Source organism: Cellulomonas sp. Root137 (genome assembly GCF_001426725.1).
In the GTDB taxonomy this organism is placed as follows: Bacteria; Actinomycetota; Actinomycetes; order Actinomycetales; family Cellulomonadaceae; genus Cellulomonas.
Map to the genome: position 1 here is coordinate 2,552,480 of NZ_LMFG01000001.1, position 24,578 is coordinate 2,577,057.

Here is a 24,578-nt window from a genome sequence, read left to right on the forward strand (position 1 = left end):
GCGGCGAAGAACACCACGGTCAGCGCGAGGAAGGCCACATCGGCCATGGGTCTCACTGCACCTTCGACGACGGACGGAGGACCACTCGCGGAGGTCTCCCGACGGCCCACACCGGGGCCGCACCCGTTGGTCTACGCCTTCGTCAGCACGTCAGCGGCGGTCTTGATGGCTTCTTGACGGTGAATCGGGTGGTCTTGGCGCAACCTTGTCGTCCCGGCGTCGTCGCCTCGCCCGTGGGTCCCGGACTGCCCGGACGAGGCCACGGCAGCCGCGCTGACCACCGCAGCGATGGTGGCCGCCGGATGACGGCCACGCGTGTAGACCTGCCCGTCGCCCGCACGGGACGTAGGTCCCTTACCCAGGTCCGCGCAGGCATCGACACTTGTCGATATCGATGCCCGTCGATGCAATCGGGAGGTCCTGACGGATGAGCACCATCGCAGTCTTCGAACCAGCACTGTGCTGCAGCACCGGCGTGTGCGGGCCGGATGTCCCGCAGGAGCTGGTGACGTTCTCGGCTGATCTCGACTGGCTGCGGGATCAGGGTGTTGCGGTCTCGCGCTTCAACCTGGCCAGCGAACCGGGGGAGTTCGCCGGCACGCCTGCCGTGCTGGACTTCCTGCAGGTCTCCGGCTCGGAGGGCCTTCCGCTGATTCTGGTCGACGGGACCATCGCCATGGCAGGGCGCTACCCCAGTCGCGGCGAGCTGGCGCGCTGGGCCGCCCCGAAGGCCGCCGTGCCCGCCCGCGCCGCCCTTCCGATGGCGGGTTCCGAGGGTGGGTGCTGCGGCGGCGGTGGGTCGTGCTGACCGACCCGAGCCTGCCGCGCTTCCTGGTCGGCGCGCCGCGGTTCCTGTTCCTGACCGGCAAGGGCGGGGTGGGCAAGACCTCGATCGCCTGCGCCGCCGCGATCGCGCTGGCCCGCACGGGTAGGTCCGTCCTGCTGGTCAGCACCGACCCCGCATCCAACGTGGGGCAGGTGTTCGGGCTGAGCATCGGCAACACGATCACGCCCGTGCCTGCGGTCCTCGGACTCTGGGCTCTGGAGATCAACCCGGAGCAGGCCACGGCCGCCTACCGGGAACGCATCGTCGCCCCGGTCCGTGGCATCCTGCCCGCCGCCGACGTCGCGCTCATCGAGGAGCAGCTGGCGGGCGCGTGCACCACCGAGATCGCCTCGTTCAACGAGTTCACGGCGCTGCTCACCGAGGACGCGGCCGGCGAGTTCGATCACGTCATCTTCGACACCGCGCCGACGGGGCACACCATCCGGCTCCTGCAGCTGCCGGCATCCTGGACCGACTTTCTCGACGAGGGCAAGGGCGACGCCTCCTGCCTCGGACCGCTGGCCGGGCTCGACCGGCAACGCACGGTCTACGCCGCCGCCGTCGCCACGCTCGCCGACTCGCGTCGCACCCGTCTCGTCCTGGTGACCCGGGCTCACCAGGGCGCGGTCGCGGAGGTCCAGCGCACACACGACGAACTGGCCGCACTCGGACTGGACCACCAGTACCTGGTGATCAATGCGGTCATGCCCGTCCCACTGTCCGGCGACGCGCTGGCCACCGCCGTCCACGAGCGCGAGCAGGCCGTCCTCGCGGCGCTGCCCCCCGACCTCGCCGCGCTGCCCCGCGACGTGCTGTCCCTCAAGGGCGAGAATCTGGTGGGCCTCGACGCCCTCGTGCACCTCTTCGCGCCGGGCGACCCCTCCGACCTCCACGTCCCCGAGGCCCGGGAACACTTCACGGCGGGTGTCGGGTCGTTGGCGGCCCTGGTTGACGAGCTCGCCACCCAGGAGCACGGCCTGATCATGACGATGGGCAAGGGTGGCGTCGGCAAGACCACCATCGCCGCCGCCATCGCCGTGGCACTCGCCGAACGCGGGATGCCCGTCCACCTGACCACCACCGACCCCGCGGCCCACCTCGGACAGACCCTCGGCGGCTCGGTGCCGAACCTCGAGGTCTCACGGATCGACCCTGCCGTCGAGACCGAGCGCTACCGCCAGTCGGTCCTGACCCGCCGAGGCGCCTCCCTGGACGACGCGGGACGCGCCAGCCTCGAGGAAGACCTGCGGTCTCCGTGCACCGAGGAGATCGCCGTGTTCCAGGCCTTCTCCAAGGTCGTCAACGACGGCAGGCGCCGATTCGTCGTGATCGACACCGCACCCACCGGACACACCCTCCTGCTGCTCGACGCCACCGGGTCCTACCACCGGGACATCGTGCGGCAGATGGGTCCGACCGCCGCGACGTTCACCACCCCGATGATGCGACTTCAGGACCCCGACTACACCAAGGTCCTCATCGTCACCCTGCCGGAGGCCACACCAGTCCTCGAGGCCGAAGAGCTCACCGAGGACCTCCGCCGCGCGGGCATCCACCCCTGGGCCTGGGTGATCAACAGCTCGGTCGCGGCAGCGCAGACCGCCGATCCGCTCCTCCTTCGGCGCGCCGCCGCCGAGACGGACCAGATCGCCCGCGTGCACGTCGAAGGTTCAGCCCGGTGCGCGATCGTCCCGCTCCTGGCAGCCGAGCCGGTGGGAGTCGACGCTCTTCATGCACTCGGGGGGACAGAGGCAGCTGCTGCAGCGTTCGTCTGAGATCTTGGGGGCACGCAGCAGAGCACGGGTGCCCGGGCGCCCCAGGTGTGGACGCGCTCGGGTGTCGGAGTCGCAGACGCCGGTCAGTAGCCGTCGCCGCAGTCCAGGCCGGCGACGACGTGGCCCGTCGCGGACAGGCCCAAGCGTGTTGCGCCCGCGTTGATGAGAGCGACTGCGTCTGCGGCCGTGCGGATGCCACCGGACGCCTTGACGCCCAACGCGGGACCCACAGTCGCGCGCATCAGCTCGACGGCGTGCACGGTGGCGCCGCCGGCCGGGTGGAACCCCGTGGACGTCTTGACGAAGTCGGCACCCGCGGCCACAGCCGCTCGACAGACGCCGACGATCTGCGCGTCGTCGAGCGCCGCGGACTCGATGATGACCTTCAGCACCCCGGGGGCCGGAACTGCGGCCCGGACGGCGGCGATGTCAGCCTCGACCGCGGCGAAGTCCCCGGCCTTGGCTGCGCCGATGTCGATCACCATGTCCACCTCGTCAGCCCCCTGCTGCATCGACAGAGCCGCCTCGGCAGCCTTGACCGTGCTGTGGTGCTTGCCGGAGGGGAAGCCGCACACCACAGCGAGCCGCAGGTTCGGCGCCTCGGTGAGGTCCAGCGGCAGGAACGACGGAGAGACACACACGGAGTAGACGCCCAGCCGCGCGCCTTCAGCCACCAGGGCGGCGACGTCCGCGGCCGTGGCCTCGGGCTTGAGCAGCGTGTGGTCGACGTACTGGGCGAACGCAGCGGGGTCGATGGCGGTGGCGGTGGTCGTGGTCATGGGGTCTCCTGTCGATCACGGCGGCTCGTGCCGTCCGGAATGCGTCGTCGACGAGGCGTGTGCGTTCGTCGTGCTGCGGGGATGCGCGTGCCGGCCTCGCTGTGATGCGCGCGCTCGTCGACGGGTCAGCGCGGCGAAGGAGCGCCCAACGCAGCCCTGGCTCGGGGCCTTCGCCCGGGAGGACCACGTCATGCGCTCATCCATGCCGGCCACCGTGCGAGGGCCCGACTGCCGAGCACCCGGACTCCCACACTGGGGTAGAAAGCGTGGTCGGACGTGGGCCTTTGGGCCCCTCGCCGGAGCGCTTCAGCGGTCTGCGACGGGGGACGAGGCCGTTGCTCCATCGCGCTCCAGAGCAAGGAGAAAGACCGCCCCGGATTTCTCCGAAACGGCCTCTGACCTGCGGCAATGCTGGTGGGCGATACTGGGATCGAACCAGTGACCTCTTCCGTGTCAGAGATCGGGAGGGGGTCCGGGAGCATCCGCTGACGTCCATCCGTGCAGGTCAGAGCGTTACGGTGCAGTCGGTGGACGCCGCCGGACACCCCCGAACGCGTGCTGGTTGGCGTACGCAGTTGGCGTACGGCTCAAGTCGGGGCGGCCATGTGTCGTGCCGCCGTCTCGGAGGTGCGGATTCGGCAGAACAACGCCGTCACGCGCTGGCAATGCCCATTGCCTCATCGGAGAGATCACCAGACTCGCTGACGTTTACGCGATGCAGCGGGGCACCTGACGTTCAGAGTGCGAATCGCTCTTCCAGGAAATGGCTGGGGGTGCGCGAGTGCGCGGTGGCGGGCACAGCGCACTCGTGATGTCCTCGATGCAGTCAGCAGCCAGGAGGGTGTCACCATGCAGTACCGCACGCTCGGCAACAGCGGAACGATCGTCTCGGCGCAGTGCCTTGGCACCATGACGTTCGGCGCCGAGGCGGACGAGCGGACGTCCGGCGAGATCTTGACGACTTTCGTCGAGCGCGGCGGGACGTTCGTCGACACCGCCGATGTGTACTCGCGCGGCGGCTCTGAGGAGATCCTCGGACGCTGGCTCGCCTCCCACCCCACGGACGCACAGCAGCTCGTCGTGGCGACCAAAGGGCGGTTCGCGATGGGAGACGGGCCCAACGACCTCGGCCTGTCTCGTCGCCATCTTCGCCAGGCGCTCGACGCGTCACTGCGTCGTCTCGGTGTCGAGCACATCGACCTCTACCAGATGCACGCCTGGGACGCGCTCACCCCTGTGGAGGAGACGCTCGGGTTCCTCGACGAGGCCGTCGTCGCGGGCAAGATCTCGTACTACGGATTCTCCAACTACCTCGGATGGCAGCTCACGAAGGCTGTCCACATCGCGCGTTCGCACCACTGGTCCGCGCCGGTCACGCTGCAGCCGCAGTACAACCTGCTGGTACGCGACATCGAGCACGAGGTCGTTCCCGCAGCGCTCGACGCCGGGCTCGGGCTGTTGCCGTGGTCGCCGTTGGCCGGCGGCTGGCTCTCCGGGAAGTACGCGCGGGATGTCCGCCCGCAGGGCGCGACCCGGCTGGGCGAGGATCCCGCCCGAGGCATGGAAGCGTGGGAGGCACGCAACGCCGACGACAGGACGTGGCGTGTCATCGACGCCGTCCGGGAGGTCGCCGACGCCCGCGAGGTGACCATGTCCCAGGTCGCCTTGGCATGGCTCGCGGGCCGCCCGGCGGTCACCTCGGTCATCATCGGAGCCCGCACCAGCGAGCAGCTTGGCGACAACCTGGTCGCCGCCGATCTGCTGCTCACCGACGACGAGCTCAAGCGGCTGACCGAGGTCAGCGCCCCCAGGGTCGACGACTACCCCTACGGCGCCGCAGGCGTGGCACAACGGCACCGGGGTGGGTTCTGATCCACTCAGCTCGCCCACGACGCAGAGCGCACCGTGATCGGGTGCGGGAGGCCGGCCCTGCCGACGGCGCTCGCACGACGGTCCGACGCCCCGACGCGGCACGCCCCGCGCTAAGGGAGGAAGCGGTCGATCCAGCGCAGTGCCGGGCCGACGACGGGGCGCTCGTGCCACCCGCCTGCGATCGCGAACTCCCGTGCCCGTCGCAGGATCGATCGCCCACGTGTCGCGGCTGTGGGGTGCGTGCGATGGTGCTGGTCTCTCGCGCGTCGGTGCAGATCGCGGGCACAGGCACCGCAGACGGTCACCTCGCGGTGGTCGCCGAGCCTGACGAGCTCGTCGTCGGGAAACGCGGAGCCGCAGCACCAACAGCGGGGCTCGTCTGCTCCGGCCAGGTCGGGCCGGGTCATCGCAGCACAGACGACAGCTGCTCCACGGTGGGCGATCCCGCAAGCCCATCCGGCGTGCTGAAGAGGCGGCACGACAGACCGCCGAGCGTCGCGCCCGGTGCTCGGAACGGATCGCGACCGTTCGCCAGGATCGTCGGTGACCCTGCGAACCCGGACACCGCGGCGCCCTCGGCCGTGTCCACCTGCACGTAGGAGATCGGCTGATCTGCACGTCCGACCGCAGCCAGCGCGGCCTGCAACCGCTCGCCGGCGAGTTGCCAGTGCGGGCACTGGTCGAAATAGAGCAGCTCCACGTCCATGGCGTCATCGTCCCATCGTGAGGCGACGGTGGGACCGCTCACGCGTTGACCCCCAACAGTCCGGGCGCCAGGCGAGATCACCGATGCTGGGCTGCCCGTCGTGCCATTGCGACCCAGGATGCGTCTGGCCCCCTTCGTCGACAGGAGCCACGCGGGCAGCATCGCAGCGGCGATTTCAACGAACCTTGATGCGATGACAACGGGGGACAGCTGGCGGTAGGGCGACCCTAGGCCTGCGGGCGTGCCTACCGCGCTCGTCTTCCTGTGCCCCGCCTGAGGCCCCCGACCCGGGCGGGGCACAGGTGTAGACCTCGCCAGTGGCCGCCGCTGGAGCTCCGGCGCGGAGCGCATGCTGCTCTGGGAACAGACCAGAGGCGCTATCTGCCCGAGGAGGTGCCGCGACCGCAGACGGTCTGCAGGACGTCTGCGATCTCCGGACTCTCCGCGCCGCGTCGTCGATGCCGAGGACAGCGCAGTGGGCGTGGACAGCCGACCCGACGCTCGGGAAGTCGTTGGAGGGTCGCCAGGGAGTAGTCGCGGCACACGAGGGACGCCCAGGACGACGGCGTCTTGCGGGGTGCGATTGGGCTACATCGTCGATGAAGTTTCGATGGAGGTTGCTCCCCAGGACCTACAGGTCCCAGGTGTGCGGGCCTGCGGACGTCGACAGTTCTGACGGAACCGTCTTCGAGGAGCTCACATGCACCCCACCCTTGTCCGTCTGCCCGCCGTCGTGGCGCTTGCTGCGTCGCTCACCGTCGTTCCCGCAGCTGCGTTCGCGACGCCGCCCGACGCGGTGCAGCAGGGCAACAGTTCGGGCTCCGACGCGGGTGCAGAACCCCAGGAGTCTGCGACAGGGTCCTCCACCCACGACATGGAAGAGATGGAGGGTGCGGACGGCGTGGACGACATGGAGGGCATGCCGGACATGGAGGGGATGGACCACGGCGGCGCCGCCGTGGAGACCGGCGACGAGCCGGCCGGCGAGCACAGCGAGCACAACCCGAGCACTGGGGACGGCGGTGGCCACGCAGACGCGGCCCCACCGACGTCCCGCCCGCGCGTGGCCGTGCTGTCGGCCTTCGCCGGCGTGAACGCGGTTGTGCTGGGTGCCGCAGCGGTACTGCGGCGACGTGACCGCGACCGGCCACGCCACCGGCCCCGCCCGGCCGCCACCCCGACCGCTGCCTAACCCTCGCGAAGGACACCACGATGACCACGCTCACACCGCCGCCCGAGGTTGACGTCGTCGACGAGGACGTCACGCTCGGCCCGGACCTGACCCCGCCGCCGGTGGGCCGCAACCTCATGACGATCCCGTGGATCGCACGCTCGCTGCGCTCCGGCTGGTACCCGAAGATCTTCCAGATCCCCGTGGCGGCCGTCTTCGGACTGGTCGCCTACCAGCTGCTCGTCGGCCCCGACGTGGCCCACGAGAACGCCGGCACTGCCCTGATGTGGGTGCTGTGGTGGCCGGTCATCCCGATCGTGTTCGTGCTGCTCGGCCGCTTCTGGTGCGCCGTGTGCCCCTTCGGGGCGATCTCCGACTTCGCGCAGAAGTGGGTCGGCGTCAACCGGCCGGTTCCCAACTTCTTGAAGAACTACGGCATCTGGATCATCGACGCGTCGTTCCTTGCCATCACGTGGGCCGACCACGTCTGGGGCGTCGTCGAGTCGCCGTGGGGATCCGGCGTGCTTCTGCTGCTGCTGACCACCGCCGTCATCGCCTCCGGCGCCCTGTTCCAGCGACGCACGTTCTGCCGGTACCTGTGCTTCCTCGGCGGGCTGTCCGGCAACTACGCCCGCACCGGCATGGTCGAGCTGCGCGCCGACTCCGACATCTGCAAGACCTGCAAGGCCAAAGCCGTCTGCTACAACGGCAACGACAAGGTGGCCGGCTGCCCGCTGTTCACGTTCCCCCGCACGATGGAGGACTCCGCTAACTGCAACCTCTGTGCGAACTGCATCAAGTCCTGCCCCAACGACGCGATCCAGGTCCGGCTGCGCAAGCCCACCAGCGAGCTGTGGTTCATCACCAAGCCCAAGATCGAGCAGTCGATGCTCGCCATGGCGATCATGGGGATCGTCCTGATCCAGAACATCACCATGCTCGAGGTCTGGAACAGCGTCCTTGCCCAGATCGAGGCGCTCACGGGGATCACCAGCTACGCCGTGATCTTCACCGTGGCGTTCGCCGTCGCTGTGTCGGTGCCCGTCGGCCTGCTTGCCCTCGCATCTCGCATCGCAGCCGGCCGCAACCTCGAAGACACCAAGATGAACTTCGCTCGCTTCGGGTACGCGCTCATCCCCCTGGACGTGGCCGCGCACCTCGCGCACAACCTGTTCCACCTGCTCGCCGAGGGCGGCTCGGTCTACTACACGGTCGCCAACCTGTTCGGTGCCGGCGTCAGCGGTGACCCGGCACTGATGAGCACGGGCACCATCCAGGTGCTGCAGTTCGCGCTCCTGGCCCTCGGGATCGCCGGCTCCATCTACACCGCGAAGCGCATCGCCTACCGCCGGTACCGCACCGTTGCCCGCCGACGCTCCACGCTGACGCCCTACGTCGTGATCATCGCGCTGCTCGGCGCGATCAACGTGTGGATGTTCCTCCTGCCCATGGCCCATCGCATGTGAGCAGTGGGCGCCGCCTTCCCGACCATCACCCTCCCACCGCGACCCCAGGAGGCAGACCCATGCCCGCGCCCCGCTCGACGGCACACGAGACGACCACGGACCCATCCACACCCACAGCGCTCCGAGTCGCCATCGTCGGCGCCGGCCCGGCCGGCATCTATGCCGCCGACATCCTGTCCAAGGCTGGCCTCGACGTCAGCATCGACCTCTTCGAGCGCCTGCCCGCGCCGTTCGGCCTCGTCCGCTACGGCGTCGCCCCGGACCACCCGCGCATCAAGCAGATCATCGTCGCCCTGCACAAGATCCTCGACCGCGGCGACATCCGCCTGCTTGCGAACGTCGACTACGGCACGGACGTGAATTTGGACGACCTGCGCCGGTTCTACGACGCGGTCATCTTCTCCACGGGCTCGATCCGCGACGCCGCCCTGCCGGTCCCGGGCATCGACCTCGAGGGCGCCTACGGCGCCGCCGACTTCGTGTCCTGGTACGACGGGCACCCCGACGTTCCGCGCACCTGGCCGCTGAACGCCCAGCACGTCGCCGTCCTCGGCGCGGGCAACGTCGCACTCGACGTGGCCCGCATCCTGGCCAAGCACGCCGACGACCTGCTGCCCACAGAGATTCCCGCGAACGTCTACGACCAGCTGAAGGCTTCGCCCGTCACGGACGTGCACGTGTTCGCTCGGCGTGGCCCCGCGCAGGTGAAGTTCTCGCCCCTGGAGCTCCGCGAGCTCGGCCACGTCCCGGACGTCGACGTCATCGTCTACCCCGAGGACTTCGACTTCGACGAGGGCTCGATGGCCGCCATCCACTCCTCGAACCAGACCAAGCAGGTGGTCAAGACCCTCACGGACTGGACCCTGAAGGAGCCGGAGGAGAACACCGCGAGCCGGCGCATCCACTTGCACTTCTTGCACAAGCCGGTCGAGGTCCTCGGCGAAGACGGCAAGGTCATCGCGCTGCGCACCGAGCGCACCGCCCTGAACGGGGACGGCAACGTGTCCGGCACCGGCGAGCTGCACGATTGGCCCGTCCAGGCCGTCTACCGCGCGGTCGGGTACTTCGGCTCGCCGCTGGCGGACATCCCCTTCGACGACGTCGCCGGCGTGATCCCCAACCTCGAGGGCCGCGTCGTTGACGCTGACGGTCAGCATCTCCCGGGCGTCTATGCCACGGGCTGGATCAAGCGCGGACCGGTCGGTCTCATCGGGCACACGAAGTCCGATGCGTCCGAGACCATCAAGCACCTCGTCTCGGACGTCGACCGCCTGCAGCGACCCGAGAATCCTGACCCCCGGGCAGTCACGGCACTGCTCATCGAACGCGGCATCGACCCCATCGAGTGGTCCGGCTGGCAGCTTCTCGACGCCTACGAGCAGTCGCTCGGAGCGGCGCAAGGCCGCGAGCGCATCAAGGTCGTTCCCCGAGAGGAAATGGTTGCTGTCAGCCGCCGTCAGCCGTGAGCGTGAGCTTGGGCGGTGGGGGCTGAGTCGCGGGCTGCGCGCCGGGTCCGTGGTTTCACCACGGCCGAGCTGCGCCGTAGCGCGGTCCAGGCTCCCGCCGCCAGTACGGCGAGCCAGCCAAGACCCAGCACGAGGTATCCGGCCTCGTCGAATGTCGACGTGAGCGCGGCGTCGGTCAGGACTCGGATCCCGCCGTAGCCAGGCAGGACCTCCGCCCACCCCGGGGGCGCACCTCGGAGCATCGGGCTCTGAGCAATGCCCAGGTCCATGAAAGGCAGCAGGAACGCGACGAAGACACCGCTCACGCGGCCCAGAACGGGCCCGATGATCACTCCGAGGAAGGCGTAGGTCAACGCCACCAGGAGGTTCGCCAAGCCGTAGAGCACCCACTGGTGCGCATCGAAGACCAGCGCCGTCACGGCGAGCGAGGCCACCGTGGCCAGGGTCGCCGCCATCGAGACCACCGTGAGCCGAGCACTCGCCAAAGTGCTGGAACGCATGCCGGCAAGGGTCAGCCGTTGATCGCCGGAGCGGGCGTCGAGTGCGAGGAACAGTCCCGCCAGAGTGGCCAGGGACGCCACGGCGATCGGTGCCATCGTGCCGGCGTGCATGTGCGCGGGGTCCATCGCCCGGGTCACGAGCGTGCCGCCCTCGTTGAGGACGACGGGCGTCGAGCCGGAGGGTGTGATCGCGTCGGCGAGCAGGACGAACACCGCCGGCACGACCGCGAGAAGCACCCACAGCACCGGGTTGCGACGCCACTCCCGCAGGCCGGTGCCGAGCGCTGCGCGCAGCTGGTCCGGCCGGGAGCCGGCGGCGAGCGTTCGCCGCGCGGCCGCCTGGCCCGATGGCCGAAGAACCACGAGCGCGACCGTCGCGGATGCGGCGGTCCACGCGAGTGCCCACCCGAGATCCCCTAGTCGGCCCTCGTGCCCGGACGGGACGCCGACCATCCACAAGGACACGAAGTGCGTCGGTAGCGCGCGGGAGATCGGTTGCGTCGACCCGCTCAGCGTCGGACCGAAGAAGACGTCCAGGATCCAGATGAACAGGATCAGCACCGTGCCGTTCACCGGGTTGCGCACCCGGGACCCGACCGCCGCGCCGATGCCGAGATAGATCACTGAGAACATCACGGTCCCCGCGACCACGCGGCCCGGGTCCTCCAGGCCTGACGTTGCGACGAGTGCCAGCAGTGCGGCCGCGGACGCGAGCGACGCGATGATCAGGCCGCACAGGACGCGTGCCTGTGCGAGCCGGCGACCGGGCAGCCCGGCGAGCACGAGGCGACGGTCGGTGTCCCGGCCGGCCGAGACCTGGAAGTACATGGCGAGTGCGGAGATGAAGGCCGAGGCCCATCCCGCGGTCACCGTCTCGATGGCGGGCGCGCCCCCCTGCCCACCCAAGAGGCGAGCCGCGTCGGCGAGCGCAGGAGCAGCGGCGACGACGAAGGCCACAGGCACGAGGACGAGCACCAGCAGGTTCGTCCTGTTGCGTGCGTAGTCGGCAAGGAACCCGCGGACGAGTGCAGGGATCATCGTGGCACCGCCCGTCCATCTCTCAGGTCCAGGATGCGGTCGAAACGCTCCTCGTCGGCGACGAAGTGACTGATGATGAGGACGCTTCGCCCGGCGATCCTGCGATCTGCGACGAGGTCCCAGAAGCGTAGGTACGTATCCCAGTCGAAGCCGGCGTAAGGCTCGTCGAGCAGGAGGACCTCGGGGTCGGCGAGCAGCGCGAGACCCAGGTTGAGCTTGGCGGTCGTGCCTCCAGAGAGCTGACTCACGCGCGCTCGTGCGTATCGCTCAAAGCCGAGCGCCGCGTAGATCGAGGCTCGTGACTCACGTTCCACCCGGCCGGCGATCCCGTAGGCATGGCCGAAGAGCTCAAAGTGCTCGTCGCACGTCAGCCGCTCGTAGAGCTGAGGAACCTGCGGGCAGTAGCCGAGCCGCGTCGCGCGCTCGACCTCGCCGGCGTCAGGAGCGAGGGCGCCCACGAGGATCTTCATCAGCGTGGACTTGCCCGATCCGTTCTCACCGACGAGACCCACGACTTCTCCCTTGTGCATGGAGAAGTTGACGCCCGCGAGGACGGGGACGACTCGCCGCGCGGGCCACGAGCCGCGCCTGTACGCCTTGTCGATGCCGTGCGCGGCGAGAACGACACCTCCGGATCCGGTCAACTGCGACGAAGCGTCCATGACCGTGACTCCTTCCATACCCCCTGGGGGTATGCGAGTCACGCTAGCACTCGGACGAGCGAGCGGATGCGGCCGGGGCGATGAAGATCTCGTCAAGGTCCGGTGCGATCCGCGGCACCGCAGATTCGTCGGATCCGTCGACCGGGGATCACCGAGATGAGATCCCCGTCGGCTGGGCTGACCTTGGGTGTGCACGTGCCGCCGCCCGACAACCTTCATGGAGCGTTGATCGTTCCTCCACGAGACACCTGCTCGCCTCGCGAATGCTGAGGCTATGGACTCCGTGAAGGAACAGCCGCTCGTCGTACCGAGCGCTTCAGCGACAGGTCACCCCTCCGGTGTGCGCACTCTGTGGACAGCGCTCAACGGCGCCCTCGGTGCCGTCTCTGGCGTGGCGCCGCACATCCTGCACCACGTCGGTCCGCTGGTGGGCACAGCGCTGGTGGCAGGAGCGGGGGGCACGCTCGTTTTCGGCGTGCTGGGGCTGGCGTTGTCCGTGCCATTCCTGATCCGGCTCCACAGGCGATTCTCGAGCTGGTGGGCGCCCGCCCTGGCGCTCGCGCTGTTCGCAGGGATGTTCGCACTGTCGACGTTCGTCGTCGGCCCTCGCCTGAGCGGCGTCGATTCGCCCCCACAGGACGTCTCGCCAACGGAGCACGCGGGCCACCACGAGTCGCCCTCGGACAACTGAGTCTCAGACAGGGGCATCAGTCGGGTGCGCCGGGCCATGCTCCCGTCGGATAGGCGCATGCCGGCGCGCGACGTCCCAGAGCCGGCGGGAGCGTGACCGTCAGCGCACCGGGACTGCCGCGACCCGCTGGGGCACGATGCTGGTGGCCCGGGGGTTCTCCTCGAGCGAGACAGCCTGGAAGTTCCGCAGGCGCAAGCTGTTGGTGACCACGAAGACCGACGAGAACGCCATGGCCGCCCCCGCGATCAGCGGGTTGAGCAACCCGGAGATGGCGAGGGGGATCGCGGCCACGTTGTACGCGAACGCCCAGAAGAGGTTGCCCTTGATCGTGGACAGCGTCCTGCGCGACAGACGCACGGCGTCGACCGCAGCCCGAAGATCACCCCGAACGAGCGTCAGGTCGCTCGCCTCGATCGCGACGTCCGTTCCGGTGCCCATCGCGATACCCAGGTCCGACTGAGCGAGGGCTGCGGCGTCATTTACCCCGTCGCCCACCATCGCGACGACCCGTCCGCTGTCCTGCATCTCGCGCACTACGCGGACCTTGTCCTCCGGCAGAACTTCGGCGACGACCTCGTCGATCCCGACCTCGGCGCCGATAGCCCTGGCCGCCCGGTAGTTGTCACCGGTCAGCAGAACCGGTCGCAGGCCGAGCGCCTTGAGCTCGGCGACCGCCTGACGGGACGTCGGCTTGAGCGTGTCCGACACGATGAGCAGACCGCGAAGTGCGCCGTCCCATCCGACGGCCACAACGGTGCGCCCGGCCGACTCAGCAGCCTCGAGAATCGGTCCCAGCTCGGAGTCGAGGTGGAGGCCCCACTGCTTCGCCATCCACGACACCCGCCCTGCAGCGACAGCATGCCCGTCGACGACCCCGGAGACGCCCAGACCTTGGGTGTTCGCGAACTGTTCCACGGTAGGCAGGATGCTCATTTCGCTTCGCGCCCCTGCTGTGATGGCCCGCGCGATCGGGTGCTCGGAAGCGTCCTCGAGCGCTCCGGCGATGCGCAGCACCTCGTCGCGCGTGGAGGTGCCGGCGGGTCGTACCTCGACGAGCTGCATCTGCCCGCTCGTCACGGTTCCCGTCTTGTCCAGGACGATCGTGTCGACCTGGCGGGTGGACTCCAGCACCTCGGGTCCCTTGATCAGGATGCCCAGCTGGGCGCCCCGGCCGGTACCCACCATGAGAGCGGTGGGCGTGGCCAGGCCGAGTGCGCAGGGGCAGGCGATGATGAGCACGGCCACGGCGGCGGTGAACGCAGCCTCCGCCCCAGCGCCTGCCCCGAGCCAGAACCCGAGCGTGGCGACCGCGAGGGCGATCACGATCGGCACGAACACCGCAGAGATCCTGTCCGCGAGACGTTGCACCGGCGCCTTTCCGGTCTGCGCCTCCTCCACCAGGCGAGCCATCTGGGCGAGCTGGGTGTCGGCTCCGACCCGAGTTGCGCGGACGAGGAGCCTGCCACCGGCGTTCACTGTGGCTCCCACGACGGTGTCACCCGGTCCGACCTCCACCGGCACCGGCTCGCCGGTGAGCATCGACGCGTCGACGGCCGACGCACCCTCGACGACCATGCCGTCGGTCGCGACCTTCTCCCCGGGCCGAACGATGAAGATGTCACCGACGACCAGATCAGCCACGGCTATCCGCACCTCGGTCCCGCCGCGCACGACTCCGACGTCTTTGGCTCCGAGCTCCATGAGCGCGCGAAGTGCCGCGCCCGAGCGCTTCTTGGCGCCTGCCTCGAAGTAGCGCCCGAGGAGGATGAAGACCGTGACGGCTGCCGCGACCTCGAGGTAGATCTCGTGGCCTCCGCCACCGCGGTCCGGCACGATGTCGAACGCCATGCGCATTCCCGGCCTGCCGGCTGCCCCGAGGAACAGCGCGTACAGGGACCACCCGAAGGCTGCCAGGACCCCGACACTGATGAGGGTGTCCATGGTCGCCGCCGCGTGCCGGGCGTTCGCCCAGGCGGCGCGGTGGAACGGCCACGCTCCCCAGACGACGACGGGTGCGGCGAGGGTCAGCGACAGCCACTGCCAGTTGTCGAACTGCAGCGGCTCGACCATCGAGAGAATCAGGACGGGCGCGGTGAGGACGGCCGAGAGCGTGAGCCGGTGCCGTAGGGCCGCCGTCTCGTCTTCGACCTCGGCGTCCGGACCAGTAGCCGGCTCGGATCGGCTGGTCTCACGAGGGCGGGCGCTGTAGCCCGTCGCCTCGACGACAGCGACGGCCTCGTCGATCGTGGTGCCTTCAGGCAGCGTGAGCGTGGCCTTCTCGGTCGCGTAGTTGACGCTCGCCTCGACGCCAGGCATGCGGTTGAGCCGCTTCTCGATCCGTGCGGCGCAGGACGAGCAGGTCATCCCGCCGATCTCGAGCTCAATGGCCTGGGTCACCGGGCCTCCGTTCTGGTGGTCACTCGTGGTCGGCCGGCATGTCAGCGGGCTGGTCTACCGAGGACGGTGACGGGTTGATGTCGATCGGCCCGATGGCAGCCCCGACGCCGAGTCCGACGCCGAGGGCCGCCGCCAGAACGAGCCCGAATCCTGCAAGCCGTCCCGCATCGTTCACGCCGATTCGCCGACGAGCTCGTATCCCGCCTCGTCCACGGCAGCGCGGACATCGTCCAGAGAGAGCTCTGCGTCGCTGCTGACGACGACGCGGGATGTGCCGTCGTGCACCAGGGCGATGTCGACGCTCTGCACGCCGGGGAGCTTGGTGATCTCGGTTGTGACCGACGAGACGCAGTGTCCGCAGGTCATTCCGGCGACCTCGTAGTTGGTGGTGCTCATGGCGTTCTCCTCTGAGTGGGTGTGTGCTGACGAGGATCAATGATACCCCCTGGGGGTATCGGCAGTTGTCGTCGATCGTGAGCCGCGCGGATGACCCGCACCGAGCGGGGAAGGGGGGTGCTAGGAGGTGTGGTGGTGGCCGACGGGCTCGTCCCTATCGCCGTAGGGGGCGTCGGACGCCTCGTCGCTGCCCTTGCTGCCGTGCCCGGAGTGCCCGGAATGACCGCCCAACATCATGGCGACCATCATGAGCGGGCACGAGAGGAGGACTGCGTACCGCAGGGCTTCCCCGGCCGAGTTCCCGAAGAGCAGCAGGACACCAAACAATCCCGCCGCGATTAGCGCCATCCACTTCACATGCGCGAGCCCGCCGTGGTTCATCGTCATCCAACCCTTCGATACACCGGTCCGCTGTCTGCCGTCGGTCCCGCATGGAGCCCGGCTGCCTGCGGGAGAACCCGCTGCCTGAAAGCGTGCGTCGAGAGGCACGCATGTACGGCTGAGGCCGCGTCAAGAACCGCTGAAGAAGCCGCTCTGGTCAACTTCTCTGAGTGCGCCATCGGTGGTCAGAGAGAAGAAGAGGTGGCTACCGAGTGCAGCGCATCGGCGGGCGCGATCGCTCCGGGCCGGTGCTGCTCTGCTCGTCGGCCGGCTCGCACTATTGCGACAGACCCGATTGCTATGCCGATTAGCGCCCAGAGTTGGGGCTGCGTCAGCCCACCGAGCACCGGGGAGTTGATGCGCAGGAACTCCACCAGGAACCGGGAGATACCGGAGAGCACGAGGTAGGCCCCGAATACTCCGATCGGTGCCAGGCGGCGCTCGAGGCGCCAGAGGATCACGGCGATCAGCACGGCGGCGAGCGTCTCGTACAGCTGCGTCGGGTGCACTGGAACGGTCGATGGAACGACGCCGTCCGGGAAGGCGACGCCCCACGGCAGCGTGGTGGGTGTGCCGTAGGTGCCGTCTCCGGACAGGAAGCAGCCGATCCGACCGATGCCGTAGGCGAGGGCGAGCGGCGCTGCCGCGGCGCCCGCCACCTCGGCCGTGGGTAGCCCGTGGCGCCGGATGACCACGAGTGCCGCGATGACACCGCCGATCAGACCGCCGTACCAGGTGAAGCCCATGCCGCCCAGGTGGTGCAGGCTGAAGTCGGACAGGTGCTCCAAGACGTAGTAAGCCTTGGCGCCGACGAATCCCCAGATGGTGGCCCACAGCACCAGCGAGGTGGCGGAATCCTTGGGGAGTCCGAGGCGGGCGAATGCCCGGCCGAGAAGCCAGATCGCGACGATCGCGGCGACGGCCTTGCTGACGCCGTAGCTCTGCACTTGGAAACTGCCGATCGAGAACAGCACCGGTAGCACGTGTGTCTCCCTCTTCTGGACCCGGCGGCCGTGCCGTCGGCCGATGGCGCGACGAGGCGCCCGACGACCACGCTGGGCCCTGATGTCCTCGGGTCCGGCTGTCGTGCGATCAACGTTCGATGAAAGCCACTCGAGCACTGACGACCGGACAGCGGCGGCAGGTGCGCGCACTCCCGGGCACCGGAACATGTCGGGGGAGATGTCGCGACGGCCTTGGCCTGCGATCTTCAGCACCTCTTCATCGATTGCCGCTCGGTTCTTGATGTCGGCTGGCGAGAGTGGGCACTAGGCGCCGAGCGGCGCCCGATCGAACGGCAGGAGATCGCCATGGTTCCGTGGTGCGCGCAGATGGGTGCGGCTGGATGGGTGTCGATGGTCGCGTTCTGGTTGGTCGTCGTCGGGCTCGCGGTGTGGTCGGTGAGCCGCCTGTTCCCCGCACAGGTCGCCAGCGATCCTCGGGCGATCCTTGAGAGCCGACTTGCGTCGGGGGAGATCTCGCCGGAGACCTACAGATCCCTCAGCGGCGAGCTCGACGTGGCAGCGCTGGCAGGAAAAGAGGGGTTCTGATGAAGGGTCACACGAGGTACATGGTCATCGCTGGGGCCGCGGCCCTGGTGGGACTCCTCCTGTTCGGTGTGAGCGTGACGGAGGCGCTCCTCTGGGCGTTCGTGCTGGTCTGCCCGGTGATGTTGATCGTGATGCTCTTCACGATGCGTGCGGACGAACGCCAGCATGGCCCTGAGGATCGGGAGAGCGGCGCACACGAGAACACGACACCGGAGCACAAGACCTTCGGCCCGCGGTACCCGCACGGGCGTCTGCGCGGCTGACACCAGATCGGGTTCGGCGTGTCGGGCTGCGCCTACCCGGATGTCGTCAGGCAGCAATCAGGAAGCTGCCGGCGGCAGGTCGATGTCGAATGACGATCCGTGACCCAGGCCCGCGCTGTGAGCCGCGACCGTTCCGCCGTGCGCGACCACGATCGCGCGAACGATCGCGAGGCCGATCCCCGAACCGCCGCGATCCCGGTCGCGTGCCGTGTCCACCCGGTAGAAGCGTTCGAACACGAGGCTGAGCTGACTGGGGTCGATGCCCTCCCCGGTGTCGGCGACCGTAAGCCGGACGAGACCCGTCTCGGTCAGGTGCGCGCCGAGGCACACGGATCCGCCGCGGGGTGTGTGTCGTAGGGCGTTGTCTAGCAGGTTGCCCAGCACCTGGCTCATCCGGTCGGCGTCGACCGCGAGAGGAGGCAGCCCGGGCTGGACATCAAGGGTGAGTTCGACGCCGGCGGTGGCGTATCGGCTTCTCGCGGCGTCGAACGCCGTGGTCAGGAGTGCGCCCGCGGAGGTTGGTGCGAGAACAAGGTTGCGTGCCCCCTGCTCCGCCTTCGTCACTGCCGCGAGGTCGGCGGCGAGGCGCGCCAGTCGAGCGCCCTGGTCGCGCAGCACCCTCACGGTCTGCGGCGTCATCGTGGCCACTCCGTCCTCGATCCCCTCCAGGTAGGCGCCGATGACCGCGACGGGGGTGCGGACCTCGTGTGCGACGTCGGCGAGCAGCCGTTTCCGGAGGGCGTCGCTGTCCTCGAGCTGGCGCGCCATGTCGTTGAAGGCGTCGGCGAGCTGGTCGAACTCGACACCGAGCGACGGGCGGGCAACGCGGGAGTCGAGATGTCCCGCCGCGATACGGGTCGCTGCCGCGGACAGGGTGCCGAGGGAGGCCGCGATGCGCCGGGTCAGGAACACGCTCACGGCGAGCGATGCGACCACGGATGCTGCGAGGGCGATGGCCAGGGCCAGTGCGCTGGCTGACTGGAAGGCCTCTTCGGCGTGCAGCACGGCCATGGGTTCTGCCTCGACGCCCGCCTCGACCATATGCCGGTGGAAGACCACGGGTCCGACCGCGCCAGCGACGATCCACGCGGTGACGCCACCGGCCAGGACGACGAGGGTCATGGCCGCCAGGAGCCTGCCGGCGAGCCCCCATCTAGGCGACCTCATCCGCCGGTTCCGATGCGGTAGCCGACACCCCGGACGGTGCGGACGTAGCGCTGCGCGTCGGCCGTGTCGCCGAGCTTCTGCCGCACGTGCAGCACGTGGACGTCGACCAGGTGCTCGTCACCGACCCAGTTGTCGCCCCACACGGCCTCGATCAGGACGCGGCGGCTGAAGACGATGTGCGGGCTGCCGGCAAGCGCGGCCAGCACGTTGAACTCTGTCCGAGTGAGCGGCACGGGGTCGCCGTCCAGGAGGACCTCGCGGCCGGGCAGGTCGATCGAGAGGGCGCCGACGCGCAGCGGCTCGCTCGCTGCTGTGGGGCCGTCGGCGGCGCGTCGCGGTCTGCGGAGCAGAGCGGCGATGCGTGCCTGTAGCTCGCGCGGGCTGAACGGCTTGGTCATGTAGTCATCGGCGCCGACCGACAGCCCGATCAAGGTGTCGATCTCCTCGCTGCGTGCGGTGAGCATCACCACGTAGCAGTCGGAGAACGTGCGCAGCTGGCGGCAGACCTCCACGCCGTCCATCCCGGGAAGTCCCAGGTCGAGCACCACGACGTCCGGATCGACCGAGCGGGCAGCGGTGAGGCCCTCGGGGCCGTCGTGGGCGAGGTGCACCTCGAAGCCGTCCCGTTCGAGGTAGCCGGCGACGAGCGCGGCCAGGGCCCTCTCGTCGTCAATCACTAGGGCGCGTCGGGGGGACGGCATCTGCTGGGCCATGGAGCCCATTGTGGACGGAGCCGTCGGCCGTCTCGCGGGACCACCGAGCCCGGCTCGACGTCTTCATCAAACGCTCATGAAACCGCGACGGCAGCACAGCACGAGTCAGAGACCGTGGAGCCAGCACCGCAGCCCATCACCCGTTGGAGACTCCGTGAACGACCAGACATCGACGCCACCGGTACCGGTAGTCGTCGTCCACGCCGAGGCGTGCCACCTCTGTGACGACGCCGTCGAGGCGCTCACCGAGCTGTCCCGGACGCTGCCCCTCGAGGTGCGGGTCGTCGAGCTGGAGTCCGCGGAGGGGGCGTCGCTGGTGGCTGTCCACCGTCCCGCGATGAACCCGCTCGTGCTGGTCGACGGCGCGTACTTCAGCGCCGGGCGGCTGCCGCGCAAGAAGCTGGTCAAGGTGCTCGAGCGGCGTTCCTCCCAGCACAACTCATCCGTGGGGGCATGAGGTGGGCGCCGAGCTCTTGACCACGGGGAGCATCCTGGCCGCGTTCTTCGCCGGCGGGGTGGCTCTGTTCGCGCCGTGCTGCATCGTGTTCCTGGCACCCAGCTACCTGGCCGGTGCGATCAAGAACCGCCGGTGGCGCCTGCTGCCGCTGACCTTCATCTTCGCCGCGGGCCTGGCCCTGGTGCTGGTGCCGATCACGCTCGGGATGAGCCTGCTCTCCGGTGCGATCGCGAGATACCACGGGCCGCTGTACTGGGCCGGTGGGCTGCTCATGATCGCCCTGGCCGTGCTCGCGCTGTCGGGGAAGATGTGGTCGCTGCCGAGCTTCCTGCGCGCCCCGGACACCAGCCGCGGCGACTCGGCCAGCTTCTTCGCGCTCGGTGTCTTCTCCGGCGTGGCCTCCAGCTGCTGCGCTCCCGTCCTCGCCGGTGTCATGACCCTGTCCGCGCTGTCCGGCTCCGCCATCGGCGGGCTGACGCTGGGACTGGCCTACGTCTTCGGCATGGTCTTCCCGCTCTTCGTGATGGCGCTGATCTGGGACAAGGCGAGGCTGGGGGAGCGCAAGCTCCTGCGCGCCAGGCTGGTGCGCATCCCCATCGCCGGCCGCGTCATCGTGACCAACACGCTCAACATCGCGGTGGCCGTCGGCTTCGTCGTGATGGGCGTGTTCATCATCGCCCTGGCCGGCGACGCGAACATGACCGGCGGCACGCAGGCCCAGGACACGGCCGCGAGCACGCTCACCGACGTCTTCCTGGCGGTGCAGCGGTTCGTGAGCCCGGTCCCGGAACCCATCCTGGGGGCCGGGCTGTTGGCCCTCGTCGGCCTGTTCGTCGTGGCGATGCTCTCCGAACGTCGCCGCCGAGCCGGCCGAGCGCCCGACGGCGCCACGTCCCAGGTGCCACCTGAGCCCGTCGACGGGCACCCGTCGCTGGGCGATGCGGCGAACGACGCCGGAGTCCCGTCCTGTCACTCCACGCCCATCACCACGCCTACACAGCAAGGAACAGCGCGATGACCTCCGGAACCGCCAGCCGTCGCCAGGCCGAGCACCAGCACAGGCTCGAGGAGCTCAGGCAGAACGAGACCCGAACCAAGCGCCGCCGGCGACGCTTCGGCCTGGCCGCGTGGGCCGCAGGCTTCCTGGTCGTCGCGGCGCTGGTCACTGTGGCGTTGCTCAGCTCCCGCCCGGTCGTCTCGGCGGAGACGCGCCAAGCTCCTGGGTTCACCCTCCCGACCTCGGACGGGCAGACGGTCTCGCTCTCGTCGTTCCTCGGCGAGCCCGTGATCCTCTACTTCAACGAGGGTGCGGGGTGCGATGCGTGCCTGCAGCAGATGGCCGAGATCGAGAAGGAGCCAGGCTTCGCTGCGGCCGGGATCACCGTGCTGCCGATCGTCATGAACACCGCCGAGCAGATCAACGCCGACCGCGACCGGCTTGGCGTGGCCACCCCGTTCCTACTGGACGACGGCAAGATCTCGAAGGCCTACGGAACCCTCGGCACCGGCATGCACGAAGGGCTTCCGGGCCACGGGTTCGTCCTCGTCGACGCCGACGGTGTCCAGCAGTGGTACGGGAACTACCCCTCCATGTGGCTCGAGCCCAAGGAGCTCCTCGACGAGGCAACCAGCCGGCTCTAGGCAGCCCACCAGCCCAGGCCAGACCCCACCCATGAGACAACGGAGAAGTGACGATGACCGGTTGCTGCAAGGAGAACGGCACGGCCGACCAGTGCTGTCGCACTGAGTCCGCGGAGCGCGACCACGCCACGGCACCCGCACCGGAGGCCCACACGTGCGCCGGCGATCACCAGCTGGAGGTGGCCGAGCAACTGTGAGAGTGCACGGTGTGGCTAGGCCAGGGGATCGGGCCCCACGGTGACGGATTGATCTTGCTTCACCTGCCAAGTCGCCAGGGCGTCGTTGCCAGTCAAGGCCGGGCCGGCCATTGCCGGCAGCTCACGCCGCCTAGCACGGTGATGTCCGCGACGATGAACCGTGGCAACCTGAACGGACTGCGGGCTGTTGTGGGCAGAGCCAAGCGAGGAGGCGCGACGACGTGCGCGTGACGACCACCCGGGACGAGTCCCGACCCCTTCCGATCTGTGGATGTTGCGGGCAGCAGAGGCGCCGTCTGGCCGAGCTGGGGTCGGCGCCGGGGGTGTTCATCTGCCGGCGGTGTGCGCTGTGGGCGTGGCGGCGGGCGTCCCTCCGCTGACAGTCAGTCGGTCGTGATGACGTCGCAGACGCCGTCTTCACGGCAGGTTGCGGGGTTCAGCGTGGCGGCGCGGTCGCGGAGCCGGCGGACCTCGGCGCGGGTGGCCTGGAGTTCCGTGATGCGCTCGTCGAGTGCGGCAGCGTGCCGGTCGAGCAGTGCGGTGACGTGCCCGCACGGTGGTCCTTGACTTTCGCGGACAGTGATGACGGTCCGGATCTCGGCCAGGCTCAGCCCGGCTGCCTGCGCGGCGCGGACGAAGCGAAGCCGGACGAGCGCGGTCTCGTCGTAGTCGCGGTATCCCGATGCCGTCCGGGCCGGCCGCGGCAGTACCTGCGCTTGCTCGTAGAACCTCAGGGTCTTCGTCGTCATACCTGCCTGCCCCGCCAGCTCCCCGATCCGCATGCGCCAAGGCTACGGCTTGACATTGCCGTGCGGTGGAACGTCTACGGTCCGTCGATGAGCATCGACGAGACGTGGGACCTGGTCGTCATCGGCAGCGGGGGCGCGGCGATGGCAGCTGGGATCGAGGCCAGGTCGCGTGGGAAGTCGGTCCTGCTGGTCGAGCACGCAGCGCTGGGCGGTACGTGCCTGAACGTGGGATGTGTCCCGAGCAAGAACCTGCTCGCGGCCGCCGGACACCGGCACCGGGCGCTGGCGAACCCTTTCCCGAGCGTCCCGACCGACGCCGGGGGTGTGGACCTCGCAGCATTGATGACCCAGAAGCAGGAGTTGATCGACCGGCTCCGTCAGGCGAAGTACGCCGACGTGGCCGACGCGCACGGCTTCCCGGTCCGCTACGGACACGCTCGATTCGTCGACACGCAGACCCTGGAGGTCGACGGTGAGCGGGTCTTCGCCTGGGCGTACGTCGTGGCGACGGGCTCGGCGGTGCGCGTCCCGGACCTGCCGGGCATGGGCGCGGTCGACCCGCTGACGAGCACTACCGCGATGGAGCTGCAGGACTTGCCATCCTCGATGGTGATCCTCGGCGGCGGGTACGTCGGGCTGGAGCAGGCCCAGCTCTGGTCGCACCTCGGTGTCGCGGTCACCCTGGTCGGCCGGCTCGCCCCATATGCAGAGCCCGAGGTCGCCGATGTGCTGCGGGCCGTCTTCGCGGACGACGGCATCACCGTCGTGGAGGAACGCGCGGTCGAGGTCGAATCGACCGCCAGCGGCGCCGTGGTGGTCCGGACCGAGCGAGGCGCGGAGGTGACCGGTCAGCGGCTGCTCGTGGCGACCGGCCGGTGCCCGAACACCGCCAGCCTCGGGCTTGACGCGGCCGGGGTCCAGACCGACGACCGCGGTTTCGTCACCGTCGACGAGCACCAGCGCACGAGCAACCCGCGAATCTTCGCCGCCGGCGACGTCACCGGTGCCCCCCAGTACGTCTACGTCGCTGCCCAGACCGGGCACGCGGCCGCCGCCGGAGCCCTCGGCCAGCCCACCGTCGTGAACCACCTCGGCCTGCCCGCGGTCACGTTCACAACCCCGCAGCTCGCGTCCGCGGGACTCACAGAGCAGCAGGCACTGACCGCCGGGCACGTCTGCGACGTGCGCGTCCTCGACGCCAAGGACATCCCCAGGGCACTGGCCAACCGCGACACCCGCGGCGCCCTGAAGCTCGTCATCGACGCCACCACCCGCAAAGTCCTCGGGGTCCACGCCGCGCTCGACGGCGCTGGCGATGTCATGCTCGCCGCGACCTACGCGATCAAGTACGGCCTGACCGTCGACGACCTCGCCGATACCTGGGCCCCGTACCTGACGATGAGCGAGGCGGTGCGGATCTGCGCCGGGCTGTTCCGCAGTGACATGCCGACGAGCTGCTGCGCGTGAACGTGAGTAGCAAGTACCGACCAGCACGGAGTGACGGCGCCCGCCGAGCGATTCGCCGCAGTCCCAATCTGTGCTGCGCCGTCTCCTAGATCTTCACGGCATTCGCGAGCCCGTGGCTGGACGCGGGCAGATGTGGCCAGATCAAGCCGTCAGGGTTGGGCCGGTACGAGTTGGCAGGGTGACCGGAGCCGCCGTCTGCGGAACAGGTTGGCGGTGAGCACGAACCTGTCGCCTGACCGACGCCGACT

At 69.3% G+C, this 24,578-nt stretch carries 24 protein-coding genes; 13 read left to right on the top strand and 11 right to left on the bottom strand.

Features of this window, described 5'->3' with window-relative positions; genetic code table 11:
• The first annotated feature begins 427 nt into the window (after window positions 1-427).
• The gene (arsD, locus tag ASD18_RS11970) at window positions 428-808 is read left to right on the top strand and encodes an arsenite efflux transporter metallochaperone ArsD (RefSeq protein WP_056091033.1); all 381 of its coding nucleotides are present in this window, start codon (window positions 428-430) and stop codon (window positions 806-808) included.
• The gene (arsA, locus tag ASD18_RS11975) at window positions 802-2,601 is read left to right on the top strand and encodes an arsenical pump-driving ATPase (RefSeq protein WP_304438219.1); all 1,800 of its coding nucleotides are present in this window, start codon (window positions 802-804) and stop codon (window positions 2,599-2,601) included. Before arsD ends, arsA begins: the two co-directional genes overlap by 7 nt.
• A gap of 83 nt (window positions 2,602-2,684) precedes the next feature.
• Here arsA and deoC read toward each other — a convergent pair whose 3' ends face one another.
• Window positions 2,685-3,380, bottom strand: coding sequence for a deoxyribose-phosphate aldolase (gene deoC / locus ASD18_RS11980; protein ID WP_056091036.1), 696 nt, complete (start codon window positions 3,378-3,380; stop codon window positions 2,685-2,687).
• An 849-nt stretch (window positions 3,381-4,229) separates the two neighbouring features.
• Here deoC and ASD18_RS11985 point away from each other — a divergent pair.
• Entirely contained in the window at window positions 4,230-5,252 is a 1,023-nt protein-coding gene (locus ASD18_RS11985; protein WP_056091040.1) for an aldo/keto reductase, read from the top strand.
• Between the two features lie 403 nt (window positions 5,253-5,655).
• On the opposite strand, the gene ASD18_RS11990 is transcribed toward ASD18_RS11985, so the two are convergent.
• The gene (locus tag ASD18_RS11990) at window positions 5,656-5,958 is read right to left on the bottom strand and encodes a hypothetical protein (protein WP_056091042.1); all 303 of its coding nucleotides are present in this window, start codon (window positions 5,956-5,958) and stop codon (window positions 5,656-5,658) included.
• Between the two features lie 700 nt (window positions 5,959-6,658).
• Here ASD18_RS11990 and ASD18_RS11995 point away from each other — a divergent pair.
• The 3 genes from ASD18_RS11995 to ASD18_RS12005 are packed head-to-tail and all read left to right on the top strand — an operon-like array spanning window position 6,659 to window position 10,061.
• Window positions 6,659-7,150 (top strand): hypothetical protein, encoded by a 492-nt coding sequence (locus tag ASD18_RS11995; protein ID WP_056091045.1) that lies wholly within the window; start codon window positions 6,659-6,661, stop codon window positions 7,148-7,150.
• A gap of 20 nt (window positions 7,151-7,170) precedes the next feature.
• Complete coding sequence (locus ASD18_RS12000) at window positions 7,171-8,595, top strand: 4Fe-4S binding protein (RefSeq protein WP_082573818.1); 1,425 nt, start codon at window positions 7,171-7,173, stop codon at window positions 8,593-8,595.
• Between the two features lie 59 nt (window positions 8,596-8,654).
• Entirely contained in the window at window positions 8,655-10,061 is a 1,407-nt protein-coding gene (locus ASD18_RS12005) for an FAD-dependent oxidoreductase (protein WP_056091046.1), read from the top strand.
• On the opposite strand, the gene ASD18_RS12010 is transcribed toward ASD18_RS12005, so the two are convergent.
• Both ASD18_RS12010 and ASD18_RS12015 read right to left on the bottom strand, forming a co-directional pair.
• Window positions 10,052-11,599, bottom strand: coding sequence for an ABC transporter permease (locus ASD18_RS12010; RefSeq protein ID WP_056091050.1), 1,548 nt, complete (start codon window positions 11,597-11,599; stop codon window positions 10,052-10,054). The two genes, ASD18_RS12005 and ASD18_RS12010, sit on opposite strands and share 10 nt — an antisense overlap.
• Window positions 11,596-12,261 carry an ATP-binding cassette domain-containing protein gene (locus ASD18_RS12015; RefSeq protein ID WP_235522336.1) on the bottom strand — a complete coding sequence of 222 codons (666 nt, stop codon included), beginning with the start codon at window positions 12,259-12,261 and terminating at the stop codon, window positions 11,596-11,598. The genes ASD18_RS12010 and ASD18_RS12015 overlap by 4 nt, the downstream gene beginning before the upstream one ends.
• 274 nt (window positions 12,262-12,535) lie before the next feature.
• On the opposite strand from ASD18_RS12015, the gene ASD18_RS12020 reads away from it, so the two are divergent.
• Complete coding sequence (locus ASD18_RS12020; RefSeq protein ID WP_056091056.1) at window positions 12,536-12,952, top strand: hypothetical protein; 417 nt, start codon at window positions 12,536-12,538, stop codon at window positions 12,950-12,952.
• A 99-nt stretch (window positions 12,953-13,051) separates the two neighbouring features.
• On the opposite strand, the gene ASD18_RS12025 is transcribed toward ASD18_RS12020, so the two are convergent.
• From ASD18_RS12025 to ASD18_RS12040, 4 genes are all read right to left on the bottom strand, one after another.
• Window positions 13,052-15,349, bottom strand: coding sequence for a heavy metal translocating P-type ATPase (locus ASD18_RS12025; protein ID WP_369817271.1), 2,298 nt, complete (start codon window positions 15,347-15,349; stop codon window positions 13,052-13,054).
• A 171-nt stretch (window positions 15,350-15,520) separates the two neighbouring features.
• Window positions 15,521-15,745, bottom strand: a complete 225-nt coding sequence (locus tag ASD18_RS12030; protein WP_056091059.1) for a heavy-metal-associated domain-containing protein — start codon at window positions 15,743-15,745, stop codon at window positions 15,521-15,523.
• Between the two features lie 120 nt (window positions 15,746-15,865).
• Entirely contained in the window at window positions 15,866-16,132 is a 267-nt protein-coding gene (locus ASD18_RS12035) for a DUF2933 domain-containing protein (protein ID WP_056091061.1), read from the bottom strand.
• A gap of 179 nt (window positions 16,133-16,311) precedes the next feature.
• Window positions 16,312-17,100 carry a prolipoprotein diacylglyceryl transferase gene (locus tag ASD18_RS12040; protein ID WP_235522337.1) on the bottom strand — a complete coding sequence of 263 codons (789 nt, stop codon included), beginning with the start codon at window positions 17,098-17,100 and terminating at the stop codon, window positions 16,312-16,314.
• 222 nt (window positions 17,101-17,322) lie between these two features.
• On the opposite strand from ASD18_RS12040, the gene ASD18_RS12045 reads away from it, so the two are divergent.
• Together ASD18_RS12045 and ASD18_RS12050 are read left to right on the top strand one after the other, a co-directional pair.
• Window positions 17,323-17,676 carry a hypothetical protein gene (locus tag ASD18_RS12045; protein WP_235522338.1) on the top strand — a complete coding sequence of 118 codons (354 nt, stop codon included), beginning with the start codon at window positions 17,323-17,325 and terminating at the stop codon, window positions 17,674-17,676.
• Between the two features lie 20 nt (window positions 17,677-17,696).
• A complete protein-coding gene (locus tag ASD18_RS12050) occupies window positions 17,697-17,939 on the top strand; it encodes a hypothetical protein (protein ID WP_156387950.1) in 243 nt (80 codons plus the stop codon).
• Between the two features lie 57 nt (window positions 17,940-17,996).
• On the opposite strand, the gene ASD18_RS12055 is transcribed toward ASD18_RS12050, so the two are convergent.
• Both ASD18_RS12055 and ASD18_RS12060 read right to left on the bottom strand, forming a co-directional pair.
• Window positions 17,997-19,061, bottom strand: a complete 1,065-nt coding sequence (locus ASD18_RS12055; protein WP_235522339.1) for a cell wall metabolism sensor histidine kinase WalK — start codon at window positions 19,059-19,061, stop codon at window positions 17,997-17,999.
• Between the two features lie 41 nt (window positions 19,062-19,102).
• Window positions 19,103-19,828 (bottom strand): response regulator transcription factor, encoded by a 726-nt coding sequence (locus tag ASD18_RS12060; protein WP_056091075.1) that lies wholly within the window; start codon window positions 19,826-19,828, stop codon window positions 19,103-19,105.
• A 145-nt stretch (window positions 19,829-19,973) separates the two neighbouring features.
• Here ASD18_RS12060 and ASD18_RS12065 point away from each other — a divergent pair, with 145 nt between their 5' ends.
• The 3 genes from ASD18_RS12065 to ASD18_RS12075 are packed head-to-tail and all read left to right on the top strand — an operon-like array spanning window position 19,974 to window position 21,917.
• The gene (locus ASD18_RS12065) at window positions 19,974-20,276 is read left to right on the top strand and encodes a glutaredoxin (protein ID WP_056091077.1); all 303 of its coding nucleotides are present in this window, start codon (window positions 19,974-19,976) and stop codon (window positions 20,274-20,276) included.
• Between the two features lies 1 nt (window position 20,277).
• Entirely contained in the window at window positions 20,278-21,294 is a 1,017-nt protein-coding gene (locus tag ASD18_RS12070) for a cytochrome c biogenesis CcdA family protein (protein ID WP_056091080.1), read from the top strand.
• A complete protein-coding gene (locus ASD18_RS12075) occupies window positions 21,291-21,917 on the top strand; it encodes a peroxiredoxin (RefSeq protein WP_056091083.1) in 627 nt (208 codons plus the stop codon). Before ASD18_RS12070 ends, ASD18_RS12075 begins: the two co-directional genes overlap by 4 nt.
• A 580-nt stretch (window positions 21,918-22,497) precedes the next feature.
• Here ASD18_RS12075 and ASD18_RS12080 read toward each other — a convergent pair.
• Entirely contained in the window at window positions 22,498-22,896 is a 399-nt protein-coding gene (locus tag ASD18_RS12080; protein ID WP_056091086.1) for a heavy metal-responsive transcriptional regulator, read from the bottom strand.
• A gap of 54 nt (window positions 22,897-22,950) precedes the next feature.
• On the opposite strand from ASD18_RS12080, the gene merA reads away from it, so the two are divergent.
• A complete protein-coding gene (gene merA, locus ASD18_RS12085; RefSeq protein ID WP_056092176.1) occupies window positions 22,951-24,330 on the top strand; it encodes a mercury(II) reductase in 1,380 nt (459 codons plus the stop codon).
• Window positions 24,331-24,578 lie beyond the last annotated feature (248 nt).